The organism is Clavibacter sp. B3I6 (genome assembly GCF_030816895.1).
Classification (GTDB): Bacteria; Actinomycetota; Actinomycetes; order Actinomycetales; family Microbacteriaceae; genus Clavibacter.
In genome coordinates this window covers 1167208-1184823 of sequence record NZ_JAUSYL010000001.1, presented here as the reverse complement: position 1 = coordinate 1184823, position 17616 = coordinate 1167208, and the positions used below count along the sequence as shown (strand labels likewise).

General features: G+C 74.5%; 12 protein-coding genes. 9 read left to right on the top strand and 3 right to left on the bottom strand.

Going from position 1 to position 17616, the window contains the following annotated elements:
- Window positions 1-44: 44 nt before the first annotated feature.
- The 4 genes from glf to QFZ62_RS05550 all read left to right on the top strand — a co-directional run bounded on the left by glf (window position 45) and on the right by QFZ62_RS05550 (window position 5785).
- Window positions 45-1208 carry a UDP-galactopyranose mutase gene (glf, locus tag QFZ62_RS05565; RefSeq protein WP_307502766.1) on the top strand — a complete coding sequence of 388 codons (1164 nt, stop codon included), beginning with the start codon at window positions 45-47 and terminating at the stop codon, window positions 1206-1208.
- Window positions 1208-3226 carry a glycosyltransferase gene (locus QFZ62_RS05560; protein ID WP_307502763.1) on the top strand — a complete coding sequence of 673 codons (2019 nt, stop codon included), beginning with the start codon at window positions 1208-1210 and terminating at the stop codon, window positions 3224-3226. The genes glf and QFZ62_RS05560 overlap by 1 nt, the downstream gene beginning before the upstream one ends.
- Window positions 3227-3518: 292 nt before the next feature.
- The gene (locus QFZ62_RS05555) at window positions 3519-5201 is read left to right on the top strand and encodes a hypothetical protein (protein WP_307502760.1); all 1683 of its coding nucleotides are present in this window, start codon (window positions 3519-3521) and stop codon (window positions 5199-5201) included.
- A gap of 113 nt (window positions 5202-5314) precedes the next feature.
- A complete protein-coding gene (locus QFZ62_RS05550; protein WP_307502757.1) occupies window positions 5315-5785 on the top strand; it encodes a GtrA family protein in 471 nt (156 codons plus the stop codon).
- Window positions 5786-5815: 30 nt separating this feature from the next.
- Here the strand turns inward: QFZ62_RS05550 and QFZ62_RS05545 are convergent, their stop codons facing one another.
- The 3 genes from QFZ62_RS05545 to QFZ62_RS05535 form a co-directional block, all read right to left on the bottom strand.
- On the bottom strand, window positions 5816-7108 hold the full coding sequence (locus tag QFZ62_RS05545; RefSeq protein WP_307502753.1) for an O-antigen ligase family protein: 1293 nt from the start codon (window positions 7106-7108) through the stop codon (window positions 5816-5818).
- 48 nt (window positions 7109-7156) lie between these two features.
- Window positions 7157-8638 (bottom strand): O-antigen ligase, encoded by a 1482-nt coding sequence (locus QFZ62_RS05540; RefSeq protein WP_307502750.1) that lies wholly within the window; start codon window positions 8636-8638, stop codon window positions 7157-7159.
- Window positions 8639-8751: 113 nt separating this feature from the next.
- Window positions 8752-9930: an acyl-CoA dehydrogenase family protein gene (locus tag QFZ62_RS05535; protein ID WP_307502747.1), complete on the bottom strand. Its 1179-nt coding sequence runs from the start codon at window positions 9928-9930 to the stop codon at window positions 8752-8754.
- A 164-nt stretch (window positions 9931-10094) separates the two neighbouring features.
- Between QFZ62_RS05535 and manA the strand changes: the two genes are divergently transcribed.
- The 5 genes from manA to QFZ62_RS05510 all read left to right on the top strand — a co-directional run bounded on the left by manA (window position 10095) and on the right by QFZ62_RS05510 (window position 17568).
- Window positions 10095-11408 (top strand): mannose-6-phosphate isomerase, class I, encoded by a 1314-nt coding sequence (gene manA, locus QFZ62_RS05530; protein WP_307502745.1) that lies wholly within the window; start codon window positions 10095-10097, stop codon window positions 11406-11408.
- 34 nt (window positions 11409-11442) lie between these two features.
- Window positions 11443-12411, top strand: a complete 969-nt coding sequence (galE, locus tag QFZ62_RS05525) for a UDP-glucose 4-epimerase GalE (protein WP_307502743.1) — start codon at window positions 11443-11445, stop codon at window positions 12409-12411.
- 149 nt (window positions 12412-12560) lie between these two features.
- The gene (locus tag QFZ62_RS05520) at window positions 12561-12878 is read left to right on the top strand and encodes a WhiB family transcriptional regulator (protein WP_307502741.1); all 318 of its coding nucleotides are present in this window, start codon (window positions 12561-12563) and stop codon (window positions 12876-12878) included.
- Between the two features lie 108 nt (window positions 12879-12986).
- Window positions 12987-16067 carry a glycosyltransferase gene (locus tag QFZ62_RS05515; protein ID WP_307502738.1) on the top strand — a complete coding sequence of 1027 codons (3081 nt, stop codon included), beginning with the start codon at window positions 12987-12989 and terminating at the stop codon, window positions 16065-16067.
- On the top strand, window positions 16054-17568 hold the full coding sequence (locus QFZ62_RS05510; RefSeq protein WP_307502735.1) for a DUF5719 family protein: 1515 nt from the start codon (window positions 16054-16056) through the stop codon (window positions 17566-17568). Before QFZ62_RS05515 ends, QFZ62_RS05510 begins: the two co-directional genes overlap by 14 nt.
- The last annotated feature ends 48 nt before the right edge of the window (window positions 17569-17616 follow it).

Sequence of the window (17616 nt, the reverse complement as noted above, 5' to 3'; positions counted from 1 at the left end):
CCCTCGAGCGCCCGTCGGGCGCCACCCCAGCAAAGGAATGTGCCATGAGCCCTGATCTCGTAGTGGTCGGATCCGGTTTCTTCGGACTCACGATCGCGGAGCGCGTCGCCGAGGAGCTGGGTCTCAAGGTCCTCGTCATCGATCGCCGCGACCACATCGGCGGCAACGCGTACAGCGAGAAGGACCCGGAGACCGGCATCGAGGTGCACCGCTACGGGGCCCACCTCTTCCACACCTCCAACGAGACGGTGTGGGAGTACGTCAACCGCTTCACGGACTTCACGCCCTACGTGCACCGCGTCTACACCGAGCACCGCGGGGAGGTCTTCCCGCTGCCGATCAACCTCGGCACGATCAACCAGTTCTTCCGCTCGGCGCACGGCCCGCAGGCGGCGCGCGACCTCATCGCCGAGCAGGCCTCCGAGCTCGACGCCGGCGAGGCGCGGAACCTCGAGGAGAAGGGCGTCTCCCTCATCGGGCGCCCGCTCTACGAGGCGTTCATCCGCGACTACACCGCGAAGCAGTGGCAGACGGATCCCACGGACCTGCCGGCCGAGGTCATCAGCCGCCTCCCCGTGCGCTACACGTACGACAACCGCTACTTCAACGACACCCACGAGGGCCTGCCGGTCCAGGGCTACACGGCGTGGCTCGAGCGCATGGCCGACCACCCGAACATCGAGGTCCGCCTCGAGACCGACTTCTTCGACGAGACCCAGGAGGTCAACCGGGCCTCGGTCGTCGGCACGGTGCCCGTCGTCTACACGGGCGCCATCGACCGCTACTTCGGCTACTCGGAGGGCGCCCTCTCCTGGCGCACGCTCGACTTCGAGCGCGAGGTGCTCCCGGTCGGCGACTTCCAGGGCACGCCCGTCATGAACTACGCCGACTCGGACGTGCCGTACACGCGCATCCACGAGTTCCGCCACTTCCACCCGGAGCGCGACGCCCCGGCCGACAAGACGGTGATCATGCGCGAGTACTCGCGCTTCGCCGAGGGCGACGACGAGCCGTACTACCCCGTCAACACGGCGGCCGACCGGGAGGGCCTGCTCAAGTACCGCGAGCTGGCGAAGCAGGAGGAGGGCGTCTTCTTCGGCGGCCGCCTCGGCACGTACCAGTACCTCGACATGCACATGGCGATCGGAGCGGCCCTCTCGATGTACGAGAACAAGCTGAAGCCCGTCCTCGCGAAGGACGCCTCCTGATGGCCGCCGACCTCGCGGGCGCTCCCGCCGAGCTCGACCTCATCCAGCGCGTCATCCTGCCGTCCGAGCACGACCCGGACATCGTCCCGCTCTACGTGGACGCCGACTACTGGACGAGCATCCCCGTCGCTCCCGAGAAGCGCCGCCGCTCGCCGCTGCGCGTCGTCGACTCGGACACGCACAACGCGGTCGTGCGGCTCAGCGACATGGGCATCATCAGCGCCATCCGGGGCGACCGCGGCTTCCAGGTGCCCCACCGCCGCAAGGTCTCGTTCGGCACGTACTTCAACGCGTTCCCCGCCTCCTACTGGCGGGCGAGCACCACGCTCGACGGCGTCGTGCTCGAGGTCGAGACCAGCGGCGAGGGCCAGGTCATCGTGTACCGCTCCAACGCGCGCGGCGTCATCCAGAAGGTCGACGGCGCCGCCGTCTCCGGATCCGCCACCTCGCGTTTCGAGCTCCCCTTCACCTACTTCGCCGACGGCGGCTGGTACTGGTTCGACCTCATGGGCGAGGAGGCCGACTTCGCGCTCGTCGAGGCCGGCTGGTACGCGCCCGCGGGCTCCGCGCCCACATCGGGCGCCACCGGCTCGGTCAGCATCGCCATCACGACGCTCAACCGCGCCGAGTACTGCGTGAAGCTCCTCACCGACATCGGCGGGAAGCCCGACGTCGCGGCGCTCCTCGACCACGTCTACGTCACCGACCAGGGAACGCAGAAGGTCGCGGACCAGCCGGCCTTCCCCCGTGCGCAGGAGCTGCTCGGCGACAAGCTGCGGGTCATCGACCAGGCGAACCTGGGCGGGTCCGGCGGCTTCTCCCGCGGCATGTACGAGACGCTCAAGGAGGGCGCGAGCGACTACGTCCTCGTCATGGACGACGACATCACGCTCGAGCCCGAGAGCATCCGCCGCGCGGTGAAGTTCGCGGACTACGCGCGCACGCCCACGATCGTCGGCGGCCACATGTTCGACATGTACGACAAGAGCAAGCTCCACGCGTACGCCGAGGGCTTCGACATGTGGAACTTCATGTGGGGTCCCGTCACGCCGACCCGCCACGACTTCAGCGCGTCCAACCTCCGCCAGACCCGGTGGATGCACCGCCGCGTCGACGCCGAGTACAACGGCTGGTGGATGTGCCTCATCCCCGTCTCCACCATCAAGGAGATCGGGCTCTCGCTGCCCGTCTTCATCAAGTGGGACGACGCGGAGTACGCGCTCCGCGCCAAGGAGGTCGGCGTGCCGACCGTCACCCTCCCGGGCGCCGCCGTCTGGCACGTCTCGTGGGTCGACAAGGACGACTCGCAGGACTGGCAGGCCTTCTTCCACGCGCGCAACCGCCTCATCGCGGCGCTGCTGCACTCCCCGTACGAGCGCGGCGGCCGGTTCCTCACGGCCAACCTCGCCACGGACGTCCGGCACCTCGTCTCGATGCAGTACTTCGCGCTCGCCGCGCGGCACGAGGCGTACCGGAACATCCTCCGCGGGCCGCGCGGCCTGCACCAGGACATGGTCACGCGCCTCGCCCGCACCCGCGAGCTCGCGCAGGGCTTCAGCGACGGGGTGCCCATCCGGGACCGCGCCGCGCTCCCCGAGATCGTGGCACCCGAGAAGCCGCACGGGCGGGTCAGCAGCGCGGCGCCCGCGGGCATCGTCCGGCTCGCCTGGCTCGCGCGGACGGTGGCGCGTCACGCGCTCTCCCCGTTGAGCGCGTCCGCCAGCCGCGCACCCGAGGCCCACCTCGCGTTCGAGGACGCCAGGTGGTGGGTGGTGCCCGAGTTCGACAGCGTGCTCGTGTCCAACGCGGAGGGCTCCGCCGCGCTCCTGCACCGGCGGGATCCCGCGATGTTCCGGCGCATGCTGTGGACGAGCGTCGTGCTCCGCTGGCGCATCCTGAGCAGGTGGCCGCAGCTCAAGGCGGCGTACCGCGCGGCGCTGCCCACGATCACCAGCCCCGAGGCCTGGGCGCGGACGTTCGGCGTCGACCAGCCCGAGGGGAAGCGGACGAAGCGCTAGCCACCGCCGGATCGGCACGGGGCCCCGCCGGGGTCCCGTGCCGGCGGCCGGCACCTCCCGGTGTCCGTCCGGCGTCTCCCGTGTGTGAGAATCGCAGCACACGGCAGTACGCGAGGGGATGTCAGTGGACGACAACGGGGTGGACCACCGGCGCGCGCGCCGTCGAGCGCGGCTGATCGCCTGCCTGGCCGCCTGGGCGCTGGCCCTGGGCGCGGGGCTCGTCGGGGCCGGCGCTCTCGGGGGGCCGGCGGAGCCCGCCCGAGCCGCCTCCGGTGCCGACTTCGATCCGGGCATGATCATCAGCGATGCGAAGTTCTTCGACGGCGGCGCCATGTCGCGTGCCGACGTCGCCGGGTTCCTCCAGGCGCGGGTGCCGCGATGCGCGTCCGGCTACGTGTGCCTCACGAACTACGTCGAGGACACCCCCTCCCGCTCCGGGGACACCCGGTGCTCCAGCCTCCAGGCCTCCCGGCTCAGCGCCGCCGACATCGTCTACTGGGTGGGACGCGCGTGCGGGGTCAGCCAGGCGGCCCTCCTCGTGCTCCTCGAGAAGGAGCAGGGCCTCGTCACGGACAGCACCCCGTCGGCCCGCCAGTTCCGCAGCGCCACCGGCTACGGCTGCCCGGACACCGCGGACTGCGACTCGACCTACTACGGCTTCTTCAACCAGGTCTACAACGCGGCACGGCAGTTCAAGGTGTACCAGGCCACGCCGACGCGCTGGAACTACCAGGCGGGTCGGGCCAACACCATCCTCTGGCACCCCAACGCGTCCTGCGGGTCCTCGCAGGTGACCATCCGCAACCAGGCGACGGCGGGCCTCTACATCTACACGCCGTACCGCCCCAACGGCGCCGCGCTCGCGAACCTCTACGGCACGGGCGACTCCTGCTCCGCGTACGGCAACCGCAACTTCTGGCGCCTGTACACGGACTGGTTCGGGAGCACGTCGGACGGACCCGTGTCGGCGTTCGCGAAGACCGCCACCGACGACAGCGTCTACCTCATCAGCGGCGGGCAGAAGCACCCGGTCACCGACTTCGGCGTGTACCGGACGCTGTCGGCGCTGGGCGGGATCAGCACCGTCGCCCGGTCGTACCTCGACGCCCTGCCCACGGGCAACACGGCGTCCGAGCTCGTGCGCGATCCCGCGGACGGCACCGTCAGCCTCGTGCAGGGCGATCGGCGGCACGCCTTCACGTCCTGCGCGCTGGTCGCGTCCTACGGATTCGGGTGCGGCGACGCCGTGAACCTGGATCCGAGGCAGCTGGCGGCCGTCCCGCAGGCGGGGAACATGTCCGCCTTCTTCGTCCTGCCCGGCAGCGGCACCGCGTACCTCCTCGACGGCGGCGTCAAGCACCCGGTGTCGAGCTGGTCCGCGCTGGTCGCCCTCAACGCGGGTGCCGCGCCGTTCGTCGCGACCATGCGGGCGAACGTCGGGAGCAGGTACGCGGTGGGGCACACGGCGCTCGAGCCGGGCACGCTGGCGAAGTCGCCGGCGGGAGCCGACGTGTTCCTCATCGACGGCCTCGACCGGAAGGCGGGGGTCCCGTCCTTCGCCGTCACGCGGGAGCTCGGGCTCGGCGAGTCGTTCGCGGTCGTGCCGCAGCAGACGCTGGACGGGTACGCGCGCTCCGCGCAGAACCTGTCCCTGCTCGTGCGCTGCGGCGGCGTCACGTCCCTGGCGACGCAGGGCGGGATCGTCGCCCTGGCCGCCCCCGGATCCACCGGCCTCCCCGTCAGCGACCTCGTGCCCACCACGTGCCGCGCGCTCGACCCCGTGGGCCGCACGGTCCAGGGATCCGTGTTCGTCAAGAGCGCGTCCGACTCCTCGGTCTTCCTCCTCCAGGGCGGGCAGGCGCGTCCGGTGACCACGTGGGCGCGGCTGGTCGCCCTGGCCGGGACGGCCTCGCCGACCATCACCACGCTCGGCGACGGCGCTCTCGCGCGCATCCCGGTCGGCGCGGCCGCCTGAGGCGCCCCGGGCCGGACGTCGAGCCGACGACGGATACAGTGGGGGCCGCACCGGACGACCACGGCGCGGCCCGTCGGCCGTCCGTCGCGTCCGCCGGGCGGCGAGGAGAGCACATGGAGCAGGGCACGGACGGCGTCGAGGCACCCCGCGAGGAGGCGCCGGCTCCCGGCCTCCTCCTCCGGCTGATCAAGGACGAGCGCGTCGCGTTCCTGCTCGTCGGCGGCTTCAACACCGTGCTCGGCACCGCCTGGTTCGCGCTGTTCTACCTGCTGTGGGGCCACGCGGTCCCGTACCCGCTCGTGCTGGTCATCGCGTGGGCGGTGCAGCTGCCGATCGCGTTCACGCTGCACCGGAAGCTGGTGTTCAAGGTCAGCGGCAACCTGATCCCCGACTTCTCCCGCTACACGCTCGTGAACCTCATGCCGCTGTTCGCCAACATGCTGCTCCTGCCGCTCGTGGTCGAGACCACGCCGCTCGAGCCGATCGTGGCGCAGGTGCTCGTGACCATCGTGATCACCGTGGCCACCTACACGGGCCACAAGTTCTTCTCGTTCCGTCGACCGCGCGACGAGGCCGTGCGCTGATCACTCCGCCGGGCGATCGCCCGACGCGCGTCACTCGACCTGGCGGTGCTCGGGCAGGCCGTGCCGCCAGCTCCGGCCCTGGGCGGCCTTGACCGCGCAGATGACGAGCAGCACCCAGCCCCACTCCACGAGCGTGACGCTCTCGGCGAGGGACGCGACGAGGAGCACGACGAGCACGAGGGCCGTCCACACGTGGCCGAGCCCGCGCTTGGTGGTCGCGAGGACCCAGGAGCGCCCGAGCGCGAGGGCGCAGAACGCCGCGAACAGCGCCAGGCCGACGAGGCCGGCCTGCAGGTAGAGGTCGAGGTAGGCGTTGCGGCCCGATTCCTGCGCGCCCCGGCTCACGAGGTCGAGGGCCGTGTACGGGTAGGCGTCGCGCCGCCAGAAGCCGACGAACCCCCAGCCCTCGATGGTGTTGAGGTCGATGAGGCGGAGCATCTCGCGCCACAGGGCGACCCGCTGCAGGTAGTCCGGGCGCGCCTGCAGGATCTGCAGGACGGGGGAGCGGAACGCCACGACGAGCACGGCCGCCACCGCCGCGAGCACGAGGACCGCGCTGTTGGCGAGCGGCCGGGCCTGGCGGGCGAGGTGGCGGAGGCCGAGGATCGCGAGGGCGGCGACGCCCAGGACGAGGAACGTGCCGAGGATCACCGACGAGCGCGTGAGCGAGGCCACCAGGAGCGCCGTCGCGAGCGAGAAGGCCCCGCGCCCGCGCGACACGGACCGCGTGAGCAGCTCGACGGCGAAGGTCACGGCGGCGACGAGCGCGAGGATCCCGAGGGCGTTCCGCTCGCCGAGCAGCCCCTGGACCGGGCCCAGGCGATCGAGCGCCCCGCGGATGCCGAGGAAGGGGATCGGGCCGTCGATGAGCAGCCCGGCCAGCACCTCGAGGGCGAGGGAGGACACGAGCACCAGGCGGAGGACGTCGCCGGCGGCGCGCACGATCTGGATGAGGTCGCGCACGACGCCGACGTACACCGCGAGGAAGGCGGAGGCCGCGAGGTGCAGCACGCCGCCGACGGCGTCCGGCTGGTAGGCCGTCCAGAGCAGGGTCGCGGCGCACCAGCCGACGAGCAGCAGCAGCGAGATGGGCAGCAGGCCGCGCCACTCCCAGTCGCCGCGCTTCGCCGCGAGCGATCCCGCGGCCATGGCGACCAGCGCGGTCACGATCGCGATCAGCCCCGCCCAGCCGACCGTGGCCCGGATGGCGTGCGACAGGACGGCCGTGCCGAGGATGCAGTGGGTGAGCGCGGCGGAGAAGCGCGCCGACCCGAGGAGGTCGGGGAGGCGCTCCGGCAGCGGGAGGCGGGCGGGGAGCGTCATGCGCCGGGGATCACGCGCGGTCGGCGGGGCACCTGGTGGCCGCCGGGCTCAGGCGACGCCGGGATCGGCGGGCGCGGTGCGCGTCGGGGCGGGGGCGGTATCCGGCGCTGCGGCCGGGGACGCGGAGCGGGTGGGCCCCGCGGGCGCCGCGCCCACGAGGGGCGAGGGCAGATGCGCGACGGGGGTGCCCGCCCGCGCGGGCAGGACCGCGGCGCGGCGCGAGTCGACCGGGCCGGGCACGTCCTCGCGCTCGACCATGCGCGTGCGGGTGGCGACGGCGACGACCACCAGCAGCAGCCAGTTGCCCTCGTAGAGGAGCCGGCTCTCCGCGAGGCTCTGCACGACGAGGGCGGTCATCAGCAGCAGCGGCGCCAGCGCGAGCACGGAGTACGGCTCGACGCGGTCGCGGCGGTGCTGCGGGCGGTCGATGGCGGCCCACCAGGAGCGGACGTAGGTGGTGACGATGAAGCAGGCGAAGACCAGGAGGCCCACGGCGCCCACCTGCAGCAGGACGTCGAGGTACGCGTCGTGCGCCTGCAGGTACGTGACGCCGCTGCGGACCGCGAGGCCCTCGAAGGGGTGCACCCACGGTGCCCAGTAGCCGATCCAGCCCCACCCGAGGACGGGATGCTGCCCGGCGAGACGGAGCACCGACTCCCAGATCTCGAACCGGCCGGTGAGGTCGGGGGAGCGGCCGAGGAGCTCGAAGACCTCGGCCGTGCGCGTGACCATGATGCCCGCGGCGACCACCGCGGCCACGACGACGCCGCTCGCCAGCACGAGCCGGCCGCGGAGGCCCACCCGCCGCGCCACCAGGGCGAGCGCCGCGACCACGCCCGTCATGACGAGCGCGACGAGGACCGTGGAGCTGCCCGTGAGGGCGAGCGCGAGGAGGGCCACCGCGATCCAGGCGCCGGCGCGACGGCGGCTGACGGTGCGCGCCGCGTACTGCAGCGTGAAGACGATGAGCCCGAGGAGCGCCACCATCGCGAGCAGGTTCGCGTTGCCCACGACGCCCTGGATCCGGCCGCCGCTGAGCAGCTCGCCGCGGGACCACGCGAAGGCCGCGGGCGCATCGGGGCCGTAGTCGGTGAAGAACGGCATGACCGGCTGCCGCACGAGGACGGCGACCCCCAGCTCGAAGGCGAGCGACACCCCGAGGACGACGCGGAACGCCCGCCCGAGCGCCTGCACGATCTCCGCCCACGACAGCAGCACGACGATCGTCAGCGCGGCGATGGTGGTGGACAGCTGGATCGCCACGCCGATGGCCGACTCCGGCCGGTACTCCGACCACGCGATCGACAGCACCGCGACCCCCGTGAACGCGAGCAGGGGGATCGGCACGACGCGCAGGCGCGGCAGGGGCCGGGAGCGGACCAGCAGGGTGACGCACGTCACGAGGATCGCGAGCGCGACGGCGCCGAAGCCCCACCAGCTCAGGCCGTTGCGCCACATGTCACCGGCGAACGTCGTGACGAGGACGAAGGTCGCGAAGCCTCGGAGGGCTCGGCGGCTGTCGGTGGGCATGCCCATCAGGGTATCCGGCCTCGCCCGACTCGCCCGCCGCCTGAGGGGGACCGGTCGCGGACGCCCCCCGGACGGCCGGCGCGCCGCCCGCTCCGGCGCCCGACCGGTGTCCCTCAGACGAAGGCGGCGTGCCCGGTGATGGCTCGGCCGACGATCAGCGTGTTCATCTCGCGCGTGCCCTCGTAGGAGTAGATGGCCTCCGCGTCGGCGAAGAAGCGCGCCACGTCGTAGTCGAGCACGATGCCGTTGCCGCCGAACGCCTCGCGGCACCACGCGACCGTCTCGCGCATGCGGCTCGTCGCGTACGCCTTCGCGAGCGCGGAGTGCTCGTCGGACTGCGTGCCCTCGTCCACCATCTCCGACGCGCGCGTCACCAGCCCGATGGACGCCGTGATGTTGCCGAGGCTGCGGACCAGGAGGTCCTGGATCAGCTGGTGCGCGCCGAGCGGCTTGCCGAACTGGTGCCGCTCGCCCGTGTACGCGACGGCGGCCTCGTAGGCGCCGACCGAGATCCCGACGGCGGCCCACGCCACCTCCGCGCGCGTGAGGCGCAGCACCTTGGCGGTGTCGGCGAAGGAGCGCGCGCCCTGCAGGCGGTTCCGCTCGGGCACGATGACGCCGTCGAGCTCGATGTCGGCGTTCTGCACGATGCGGAGCGCCTGCTTGTCCTCGATGCGGGTCGCCCGGAAGCCGGGGGAGTCGTTGGGGACGAGGAAGCCCTTCACCTGGCCGTCGTCGGCGTCCTTGGCCCAGATCACGGTGACGTCGCTGATGGTGCCGTTGCCGATCCAGCGCTTGGCGCCCGTGATGCTCCACTCGTCGCCGCGGCGGGTCGCGACGGTGCGCAGCCCGCGCGCGGAGTCGGATCCGGACAGCGGCTCGGTGAGGCCGAAGGAGCCGAGGACCTCGCCCGACGCGAGGCGGGGCAGCCACTCGGCGCGCTGCTCGGGGGACCCGGTGACCGCGACGCTGCCCATCACCAGGCCGCTCTGCATCCCGACGAGGGTGGCCATGCTCGCGTCGACGCGCCCGAGCTCGAGCGCCGCCCAGCCGCGGAAGACGGCCGAGTTCTCGAAGGGGCGCGTCTCGGGGAACGCCATGCCGAACACGCCGAGCCGGGCGAGGCCGCCGACCACGTCCCGCGGGAACTCGGCGCGCGCCCAGAGCCCGTTGACCCGGGGCCGCACCTCCTCCTCGAGGTACGCGCGCAGCTCCGCGAGCGACTCCCGCTCCCGGTCGCCGAGCCGGGACTCGTAGCCGTAGAAGTCGCCGATGAGAGGGGTGAGGGACACGTTCGCTCCATTGCGTCTCGTCGGCACCCGCGGGGCCGGGCGCCTGCCGCCGAGCGTAGGCCGCGTCCCGGAGGGGCCCGCATCGGTTGGTACTTTGGTCGCGTCCGGACAGGACGCGCCCGCTCGGGCGTTGTAGGTAGCCGCCAAGCCCGACAGGATCAGCCGTGTTCACGTCCCTCGCCAACACCCCCCGCGACTACGCCTGGGGTTCCCGCACCGCCATCGCCGAGCTCCTCGGCCGCGAGCCGTCCGGGGGACCGGAGGCCGAGCTGTGGCTGGGCGCGCACGGCGGGTCCCCGACGCGCGTCGTCGACCCGGCGACCGCGGGCGGCGCGGCGACGCTCGCCGACTGGATCCAGGCGGACCCGGCCACCACGCTCGGCCCGCTCGCCGACGGCCTCCGGCCGGGCGACGGCCCGGGCCTCCCGTTCCTCCTCAAGGTGCTCGCCGCGGGCGGGCCCCTCTCCCTCCAGGCGCACCCCGACCTGCACCGGGCCCGCCGCGGCTTCCGCGAGGAGGAGGAGCGCGGGGTCCCGATCGACGCCCCGCACCGCAACTACAAGGACCCGCTGCACAAGCCCGAGCTGATCTACGCCCTCAGCGACGAGTTCCACGCGCTCTGCGGCTTCCGGCCGCTCGCGGAGGTCCGGCAGGTCTTCACGCTGCTGCTCACGCTCGACGCGTCGGGCCCCGACTCGGACCCGGGCGTCATCCGCGCCGTCCTCTCCCGCCTCACGGGCTCCGAGGCGGACGTGCTGCGCGACGTCTTCGCGTTCCTGATGGGCGGCGGATCCGAGGTGCGCCGCCTCGTCGACCGCGTCACGCTGCTCGCGAGCCTCGCCTCCGACCGGCAGTGCCGCGAGTTCTCGACCGAGATGCGCACCGTCCGCGAGCTCGCCGCGGCCTACCCCGGCGACGCCGGCATCGTCACGTCGCTCCTCCTCAACCGCGTGACCCTCCGCCGCGGCGAGGCGCTCTACCTCCCCGCGGGCAACATCCACGCCTACCTCGACGGCCTCGGGATCGAGCTGATGGCCGCGTCCGACAACGTGCTGCGCGGCGGTCTCACGCCCAAGCACGTGGACGTCCCCGAGCTGCTCGACGTGCTCGAGTTCCAGGCGCTGCCCGTGCCGTACCTCGAGCCCGAGCACGCGGCGCCGGGCGTCGAGCTGTACCGGCCCGACGTCCCCGACTTCCTGCTCGCGCGCATCGCCCCCGCGACCCGCGAGGCGACCCCGGACGACGCCGGCGCGAGCGTCGTCGTGGTCGACGGCCCCGCCATCGTGCTCTGCACCGCGGGCGCCGTCGCGATCCGCGGCCGGTCCTCCTCGGTCGACCTCGTGCGCGGCGACGCCGTGTTCGTCACGCCGGACGAGGGCCGGCTCGTCGTCACGGGGGAGGGCGAGGCGTTCCTCGCGACGACGCCCGCGCCGTCCGCCGCCGACGTCGACGACGAGGACGGCGGCGCCGGCGCGTGACGGGCGGCGCCGGAGCCGTCGATAGGGTTGCCGCATGACATGGTTGGTCACCGGCGGCGCCGGCTACATCGGTTCGCACATCGTCTCCGCGTTCGCCCGGGCCGGGATCGACACCGTCGTGCTGGACGACCTCTCGAGCGGCCATGCGTCGTTCGTGCCCGAGGACGTGCCGTTCCACCGCGGATCCGTGCTCGACCGGGAGCTCCTCGCGCGCATCCTCGGCTCGGGCGACATCCGCGGCGTCGTGCACGTGGCGGGCTACAAGTACGCCGGGGTCTCCGTGCAGCGGCCCCTCCACACCTACGAGCAGAACGTCACCGCGACGGCCGTGCTCCTCGAGGAGATGCAGCGGGCCGGCGTCGACAGCATCGTGTTCTCGTCGTCCGCCGCCGTCTACGGCACGCCCGACGTCGACCTCGTGGACGAGCGGACGCCCAAGGCGCCCGAGTCCCCCTACGGCGAGTCCAAGCTCATCGGCGAGTGGCTGCTGCGCGACCAGGGCGTGGCCGCGGGCCTCCGCCACGCGTCGCTCCGCTACTTCAACGTCGTCGGATCCGGCGAGGAGGGCTACTTCGACACCAGCCCCCACAACCTCTTCCCGCTCGTCTTCGAGGCGCTGCGCGACGGCCGCACGCCCCGGATCAACGGCGGCGACTACCCGACGCCCGACGGCACCTGCGTGCGGGACTACATCCACGTCGTCGACCTGGCCGCCTCGCACGTCGCGGCCGCCCGCCGGCTCGAGGCGGGGGAGCCCGTCGAGCCCGTCTACTGCCTCGGCAGCGGCGCGGGGGTCAGCGTCCGCGAGATCATGACGGCCATCGCGTCGGCCACCGGCATCGCGTTCGAGCCGGAGCTGCACGACCGCCGACCGGGCGACCCGGCCCGCATCGTCGCCTCCGGCGAGCTCGCCGCGCGCGACATCGACTGGGCCATGCGCCACACCCTGGACGACATGGTGACGAGCGCGTGGACGGCCCGCCAGGCCGGCGTCGCGGACTAGCGCCCACGGCGAGCGGCGGCGCGTCGCAACCCTCGAGGAGGGGCTGAGGGTTTACCCTCCGCAGCTTGACTCGGTGGAGTTACACCGGTGTAATTATGACGATGAGCTGGGGCCGGCCGGGCGCCTCGGCCGCGTGGGGAGATCGTGACATGGCACTACCTGAGTACCACGCCGGAGTCCCCGACGACTGGTTCGTCGACCCCGTCCGACTCGGGGTCCCGGGCGTCCGCACCGTCGACGACGGCAACCCGCTCGCCTGGCAGGCCGACTCGCTCTGCGCGCAGACCGACCCCGAGGCCTTCTTCCCGGAGAAGGGCGGATCCACCCGCGACGCCAAGAAGATCTGCGGCTCGTGCGAGGTGCGCAGCGAGTGCCTCGAGTACGCGCTGGAGAACGACGAGCGCTTCGGCATCTGGGGCGGCCTCTCCGAGCGCGAGCGCCGCAAGCTCCGCAAGCGCGCGGTCTGACCCGGCCGCCTGCCCGCGCGGCCGACCCCCGGCCCCGGCCCCGGCCTTCCGCCGCGCCGTCGGCCTGCGACGGATCCCCACCGCCCACCACGTAGGGTCTCCCCTGTCATGCAGCCACGAGTAACCGCGATCCTCGTCGCCCACGAGGGCGCGGAGTTCCTCGACCGGACCCTCCAGGCGCTCGCCGCCCAGACCCGGCGGCCGGACCAGGTGGTCGCGGTCGACCTCGGCTCCCGCGACGCGTCCGCCGCCCTCCTCGCCGCCTCCGAGCCCACCCGCATGGTGCAGGCGCCTGCGCGGATGACCTTCGGGCAGGCCGTCGACCAGGCCGTCCGCGTGATCCCCGCGCCCGGGGGCGACCACGAGCTCCTCTGGCTGCTCTCGGCCGACAACGCGCCCGCGCCCGACGCGCTCGAACGGCTGCTCGCCGCCGTCGAGGCGTCGCCGAGCGTCGCGGTGGCCGGCCCCAAGCTCATGGAGTGGGACCACCCGGGCTACATCCACGAGCTCGGCCGCACGCTCACCACGCTCGGCGCGGCCGTGCCCGTCGTCGACGTCGAGCTCGACCAGGCCCAGTACGACGAGATGAGCGACGTCCTCGGCGTGGCCGCGGGCGGCATGCTCGTAAGGCACCGCCTGTGGGACGAGCTCGGCGGCTTCGACGACGCGCTGCCGGTGATCGACGACGCGCTCGACCTCTGCGTCCGCGCCCGCCTCGCCGGCCACCGCGTCGTGGTCGTGCCGGCCGCGCGCGTGGCCTCCGCGGGCGACGCCGCCCCCGGCACCGCGTTCCTCGGCCGGCGCACGCCGCGGCGTCGCCGTCGTCGGCTCCGCCGGCAGGCCCAGCTGCACCGCCGGCTCGCCTACGCGCCGCCGGCCGCCGTCCCCGTCCACTGGCTCTCGCTCGTGCCGCTCGCGATCCTCCGCGCGCTGCTGCAGCTGCTCCGCAAGCGCCCGACCGCCGCGCCCGGCGAGATCGGCGCCGCCGTGCGGGTCGCCGTCGCGCCCGGCCGGATCCGGGCCAGCCGTCGCCGCCTCGCGGCCGCCCGGACGGCGCCGTGGTCGAGCATCGCGTCCCTCCGCCAGCCCCTCGCGGTCGGCCGGCGGCGGCGCTCGCTCGCCCGCGAGCAGTACCGCGTCGAGCACATGGGCGTCTCCGACGGCGTCGAGTTCCTCGCCACGGGCGGCGGCTGGACGGTCCTCGCGGCGCTCCTGGTGGCCGCCGCCATGTGGCTCCCGCGCCTCGCCGGCACCGCGCTGACGGGCGGGCAGCTCCTGCCGCTCGGCCCGAGCGCGGGCGCGCTGTGGGCGCAGGTGGGCATCGGCGTGCGCGGATCGGGTGCCGGACCCGTCGCGCCCTCCGACCCCTTCGCGTACGTGCTCGCCGTGCTCGGCAGCGTCACCGCGTGGGAGCCGTCCCTCGCCGTGCTCGGCCTGTTCGTGGCGGCCCTCCCGCTCGCGGCCCTCGCCGCGTGGCTCTGCGCCGCGCAGCTCACGCGCAACGCCTGGCTCCGCGCCCTCGCGGCCCTCGTCTGGACCCTCGCGCCCACCCTCCTCGTCGCGCTCGGCGACGGGCGCCTGCCGGCCGTGCTCGCGCACCTCCTCCTGCCGTGGCTGGCGCTCGCCGTGCTGCGGGCGCCGCGCTCGTGGTCGGCCTCCGCCGTGGCGGGGATCCTGCTGGCCGCGGTCGGCGCGTGCGCGCCGTCGCTCGTGCCCGCCCTGCTGGTGCTCTGGCTCGTCGCGACGATCCGAGCCGGCCGCCGCGCGGGACGCCTCGTCACGATCCCGGTGCCGCTCCTCGCGCTCGTCGCGCCGCTCGTCGTGCACCGCGTGATGCAGGGCCAGCCGCTCGCCCTCCTCGCCGACCCGGCCGTGCCGGCGGCCTTCACCCCGGCCGACGTGCCGGGCCTCGCGCTCGGCTTCCCGACCTCCGGGCTCGGCGGCTGGACCTCCTTCGTCGAGGGCCTCGGGCTCGGGCTGCCCGCGTCGGTGCCCCTGGTCGTCGTCGCGGTGCTGGTCGCGCCGCTCGTGCTCGGCGCCGTCGCGGCGCTCTTCCTCCGCGGGTCGCACCGGGCCGCCCTCGCGCTCGGCGTGACGGTGCTCGGCTTCGCGACCGCGGTCCTGGCCGCGCGCACCGTGGTGCAGTCCACCGGGGCGGTGGCGGTGGCCGTGTGGCCGGGATCGGGCCTCAGCCTGCTCTGGCTCGGCCTCGCCGGCGCGCTCGTCCTCTGCTTCGCCACCCTCGGGCGCCGGTCGGTGGTCCCCGGGCTCGTGGCGACGGCGACCCTCGTGGTCCTCGCGCTCCCGCTCGTCTCGGCCGCCGTCGCCGGCGTCACGGCGGTGCGCGCCGGCGGCGACAGCTCGCTGCCCGGCCTCGTCGTGGCGGAGGCGGCGACGGATCCCGCCGTCGGGACGCTCGTGCTCCGCGCGGGGGACGACGGATCGCTCGCGGCCGACGTCGAGCGCGGCGCCGGCCGCACGCTCGAGCAGGTCTCGACCGTCGACACCGCCACCGGGCCCCTCACCGCCACGCAGACCCGCGTCGCGGAGCTCGCCGGCAACGTCTCCTCGCGGTCCGGCCTCGACGCCACCGACGACCTGCGGCGCCTCGGGATCAGCTACGTCCTCCTGGCGCCGCCCGTCGGCACGCGGGACGCGGCCGTCCACGACCGCGCGCGCTCCGCCCTCGACGACGACCCCGTGTTCACCGCGGTCGGGCAGACCGAGGCCGGGCTCCTCTGGCGCTTCGTCGGCAGCGACGACCTGGCCGCTGAGGTCCCCGCGCCCGGCAACCTCGACGACCCGGCCCGCGCCGCCGTGCTCGCGGCCCAGGCGCTCGTCTTCGCCCTCACGCTGCTGCTCGCGATCCCGACCGGCGGCCTGGCCGCGCGGAGCCGCCCGCTGCCCGCCTACCGCGAGCCCGCCGTCGCGTCCGACGCCCGGCCGGCGGACGCCGACGAGCCGCGCCCCGAGCACGACGACCGGGGCACCCCCGCCTACCTCGACGAGGCCACCGGCTCGAGCGTGGAGGAGGCGGCCTTCGGCGACATCCCGCAGGCGGGCGAGCGCCGCCCGGGCGACGACGACGCGGTCGTGACCGCGCCCGCGGACGACGGCCGCGCCGACGGCCGCGGCGCGGACGACCGCAGCAGCCACGACGACCGCAGGAGGACAGATGGCCAGGCGTGACGCCGTGCGCATCGCGACGCGCGTGACCACCGGGATCGCCGGCGTCGCCGTGCTCGGCGCGGTCGTGACCGGCGCGCTCCTCCTCCCGCCCGCGCCGGCCGACCGGAGCGCGCCCTCCGTGCTCGTGACCCCCGTCGCCACCGACCAGCAGCGCGTCTGCGCGGGCGCGGTCCTCCGCCCGCCGGAGGCCGACGCCGCGTCCACCACCGTCGCCGTCGCCGTGGGCGGCGCCGCGACCACGAGCGGATCCGCCACCGCCGACGCCGCGACCGGCGGCCCCGACATCCGCGCCTCCCGCGTCCAAGCCCCCGACGTCGAGGGCGGGACCTCCACCGAGCCGTCCGTCCTCGCCGCCGCCGGCGCGGTCGACGGCGTGCCCACGGACCTCGCCGGCGCCACGTCCCAGACCACCGCGGAGGTCGACCTCGCGGGGCTCGCCGCGGCGTCCTGCGCCGAGGCCACCGCGGAGTCCTGGCTGGTGGGCGGCGCCACCACCACGGGCCGCACCACCTTCGTCGTGCTCGACAACCCGTCGGGCGTCTCCTCCACCGTCGACCTCGCCATCTCCGGCGAGGAGGGCGCCGTGAGCGCCCCCGGGGCGAGCGGCATCACGGTGCCCGCCGGCACGCGCCGCGTGCTCAGCCTCGCCGGCCTCGCGCCCGACCTCGCCTCGCCCGCCGTGCACGTGCGGAGCCGCGGCGGCCAGATCGTCGCGCGGCTCGAGCAGAGCACGGTCCGCGGCCTCCTCGCGGGCGGCGTCGACTGGATCGGACCGGCCGCCGCCCCCGCCACCGCCCTCACGATGACCGGCCTCCGCATCGACTCGGATTCCGCGCCCGTCGCGCCCGTCGAGGGCGAGCCCGCTCCCGCGGAGGACGGCGGATCCGCGCCCGGTGCGGGATCGGACCCCGGGACCGACCCCGACCGCGAGACCGCCGTGCGCGTCCTCGTCCCCGGGACCGACGACGCGGACGTGAGCGTGAGCGTCGCCCCGGAGGACGGCACCGACGGCACCGGCACCACCTTCACGGTGCAGGTCGACGCCGGCCGGACCACCGACCTGCCCGTCGCCGACCTGCCGGACGGCCGCTACGCGGTCACGGTGCAGAGCTCGGTGCCCGTCACCGCCGCCGTGCGCAGCGTGTCCGGCGCGGCCGAGGGCGGCACGACGGACTTCGCCTGGCTGCCGTCGGCGGAGCCGCTCACGCGCGACGCCCTCGTGTCGGTGCCCGCGGGACCCGCGCCCCTGCTGCACCTGCGGAACGCGGGGGACGCCGCGGCCTCCGTCACGGCGCGGCCGACCGACGGCTCCGAGCCGGTCGCGATCGAGGTGCCCGCCGGATCCGCCGCCTCCGTGGCCGTGACGGAGGGCCGCACCTACCTGCTCGAGGGCGCGACGGGGCTCACGGCGACCGTGACCCTCGCCGAGCCGGGGCGCTCGGCGGCGCTGCCCGTGGTGCCGGTGCTGCCGGCCGCGGATCCGCTGCGCGTCCACCCCTGAGCGGTCGCGCGCGGGAGCGCACCGTCCTGCGGCGGGGCCCCGAAGCCC

What these genes read in the sequence shown, in the direction of transcription:
- glf (WP_307502766.1), top strand. Translation starts at nt 45, where the DNA reads ATGAGCCCTGATCTCGTAGTGGTCGGATCCGGTTTCTTCGGACTCACG.
- QFZ62_RS05560 (WP_307502763.1), top strand. Translation starts at nt 1,208, where the DNA reads ATGGCCGCCGACCTCGCGGGCGCTCCCGCCGAGCTCGACCTCATCCAG.
- QFZ62_RS05555 (WP_307502760.1), top strand. Translation starts at nt 3,519, where the DNA reads ATGATCATCAGCGATGCGAAGTTCTTCGACGGCGGCGCCATGTCGCGT.
- QFZ62_RS05550 (WP_307502757.1), top strand. Translation starts at nt 5,315, where the DNA reads ATGGAGCAGGGCACGGACGGCGTCGAGGCACCCCGCGAGGAGGCGCCG.
- QFZ62_RS05545 (WP_307502753.1), bottom strand. Translation starts at nt 7,108, where the DNA reads ATGACGCTCCCCGCCCGCCTCCCGCTGCCGGAGCGCCTCCCCGACCTC.
- QFZ62_RS05540 (WP_307502750.1), bottom strand. Translation starts at nt 8,638, where the DNA reads ATGCCCACCGACAGCCGCCGAGCCCTCCGAGGCTTCGCGACCTTCGTC.
- galE (WP_307502743.1), top strand. Translation starts at nt 11,443, where the DNA reads ATGACATGGTTGGTCACCGGCGGCGCCGGCTACATCGGTTCGCACATC.
- QFZ62_RS05520 (WP_307502741.1), top strand. Translation starts at nt 12,561, where the DNA reads ATGGCACTACCTGAGTACCACGCCGGAGTCCCCGACGACTGGTTCGTC.
- QFZ62_RS05515 (WP_307502738.1), top strand. Translation starts at nt 12,987, where the DNA reads ATGCAGCCACGAGTAACCGCGATCCTCGTCGCCCACGAGGGCGCGGAG.
- QFZ62_RS05510 (WP_307502735.1), top strand. Translation starts at nt 16,054, where the DNA reads ATGGCCAGGCGTGACGCCGTGCGCATCGCGACGCGCGTGACCACCGGG.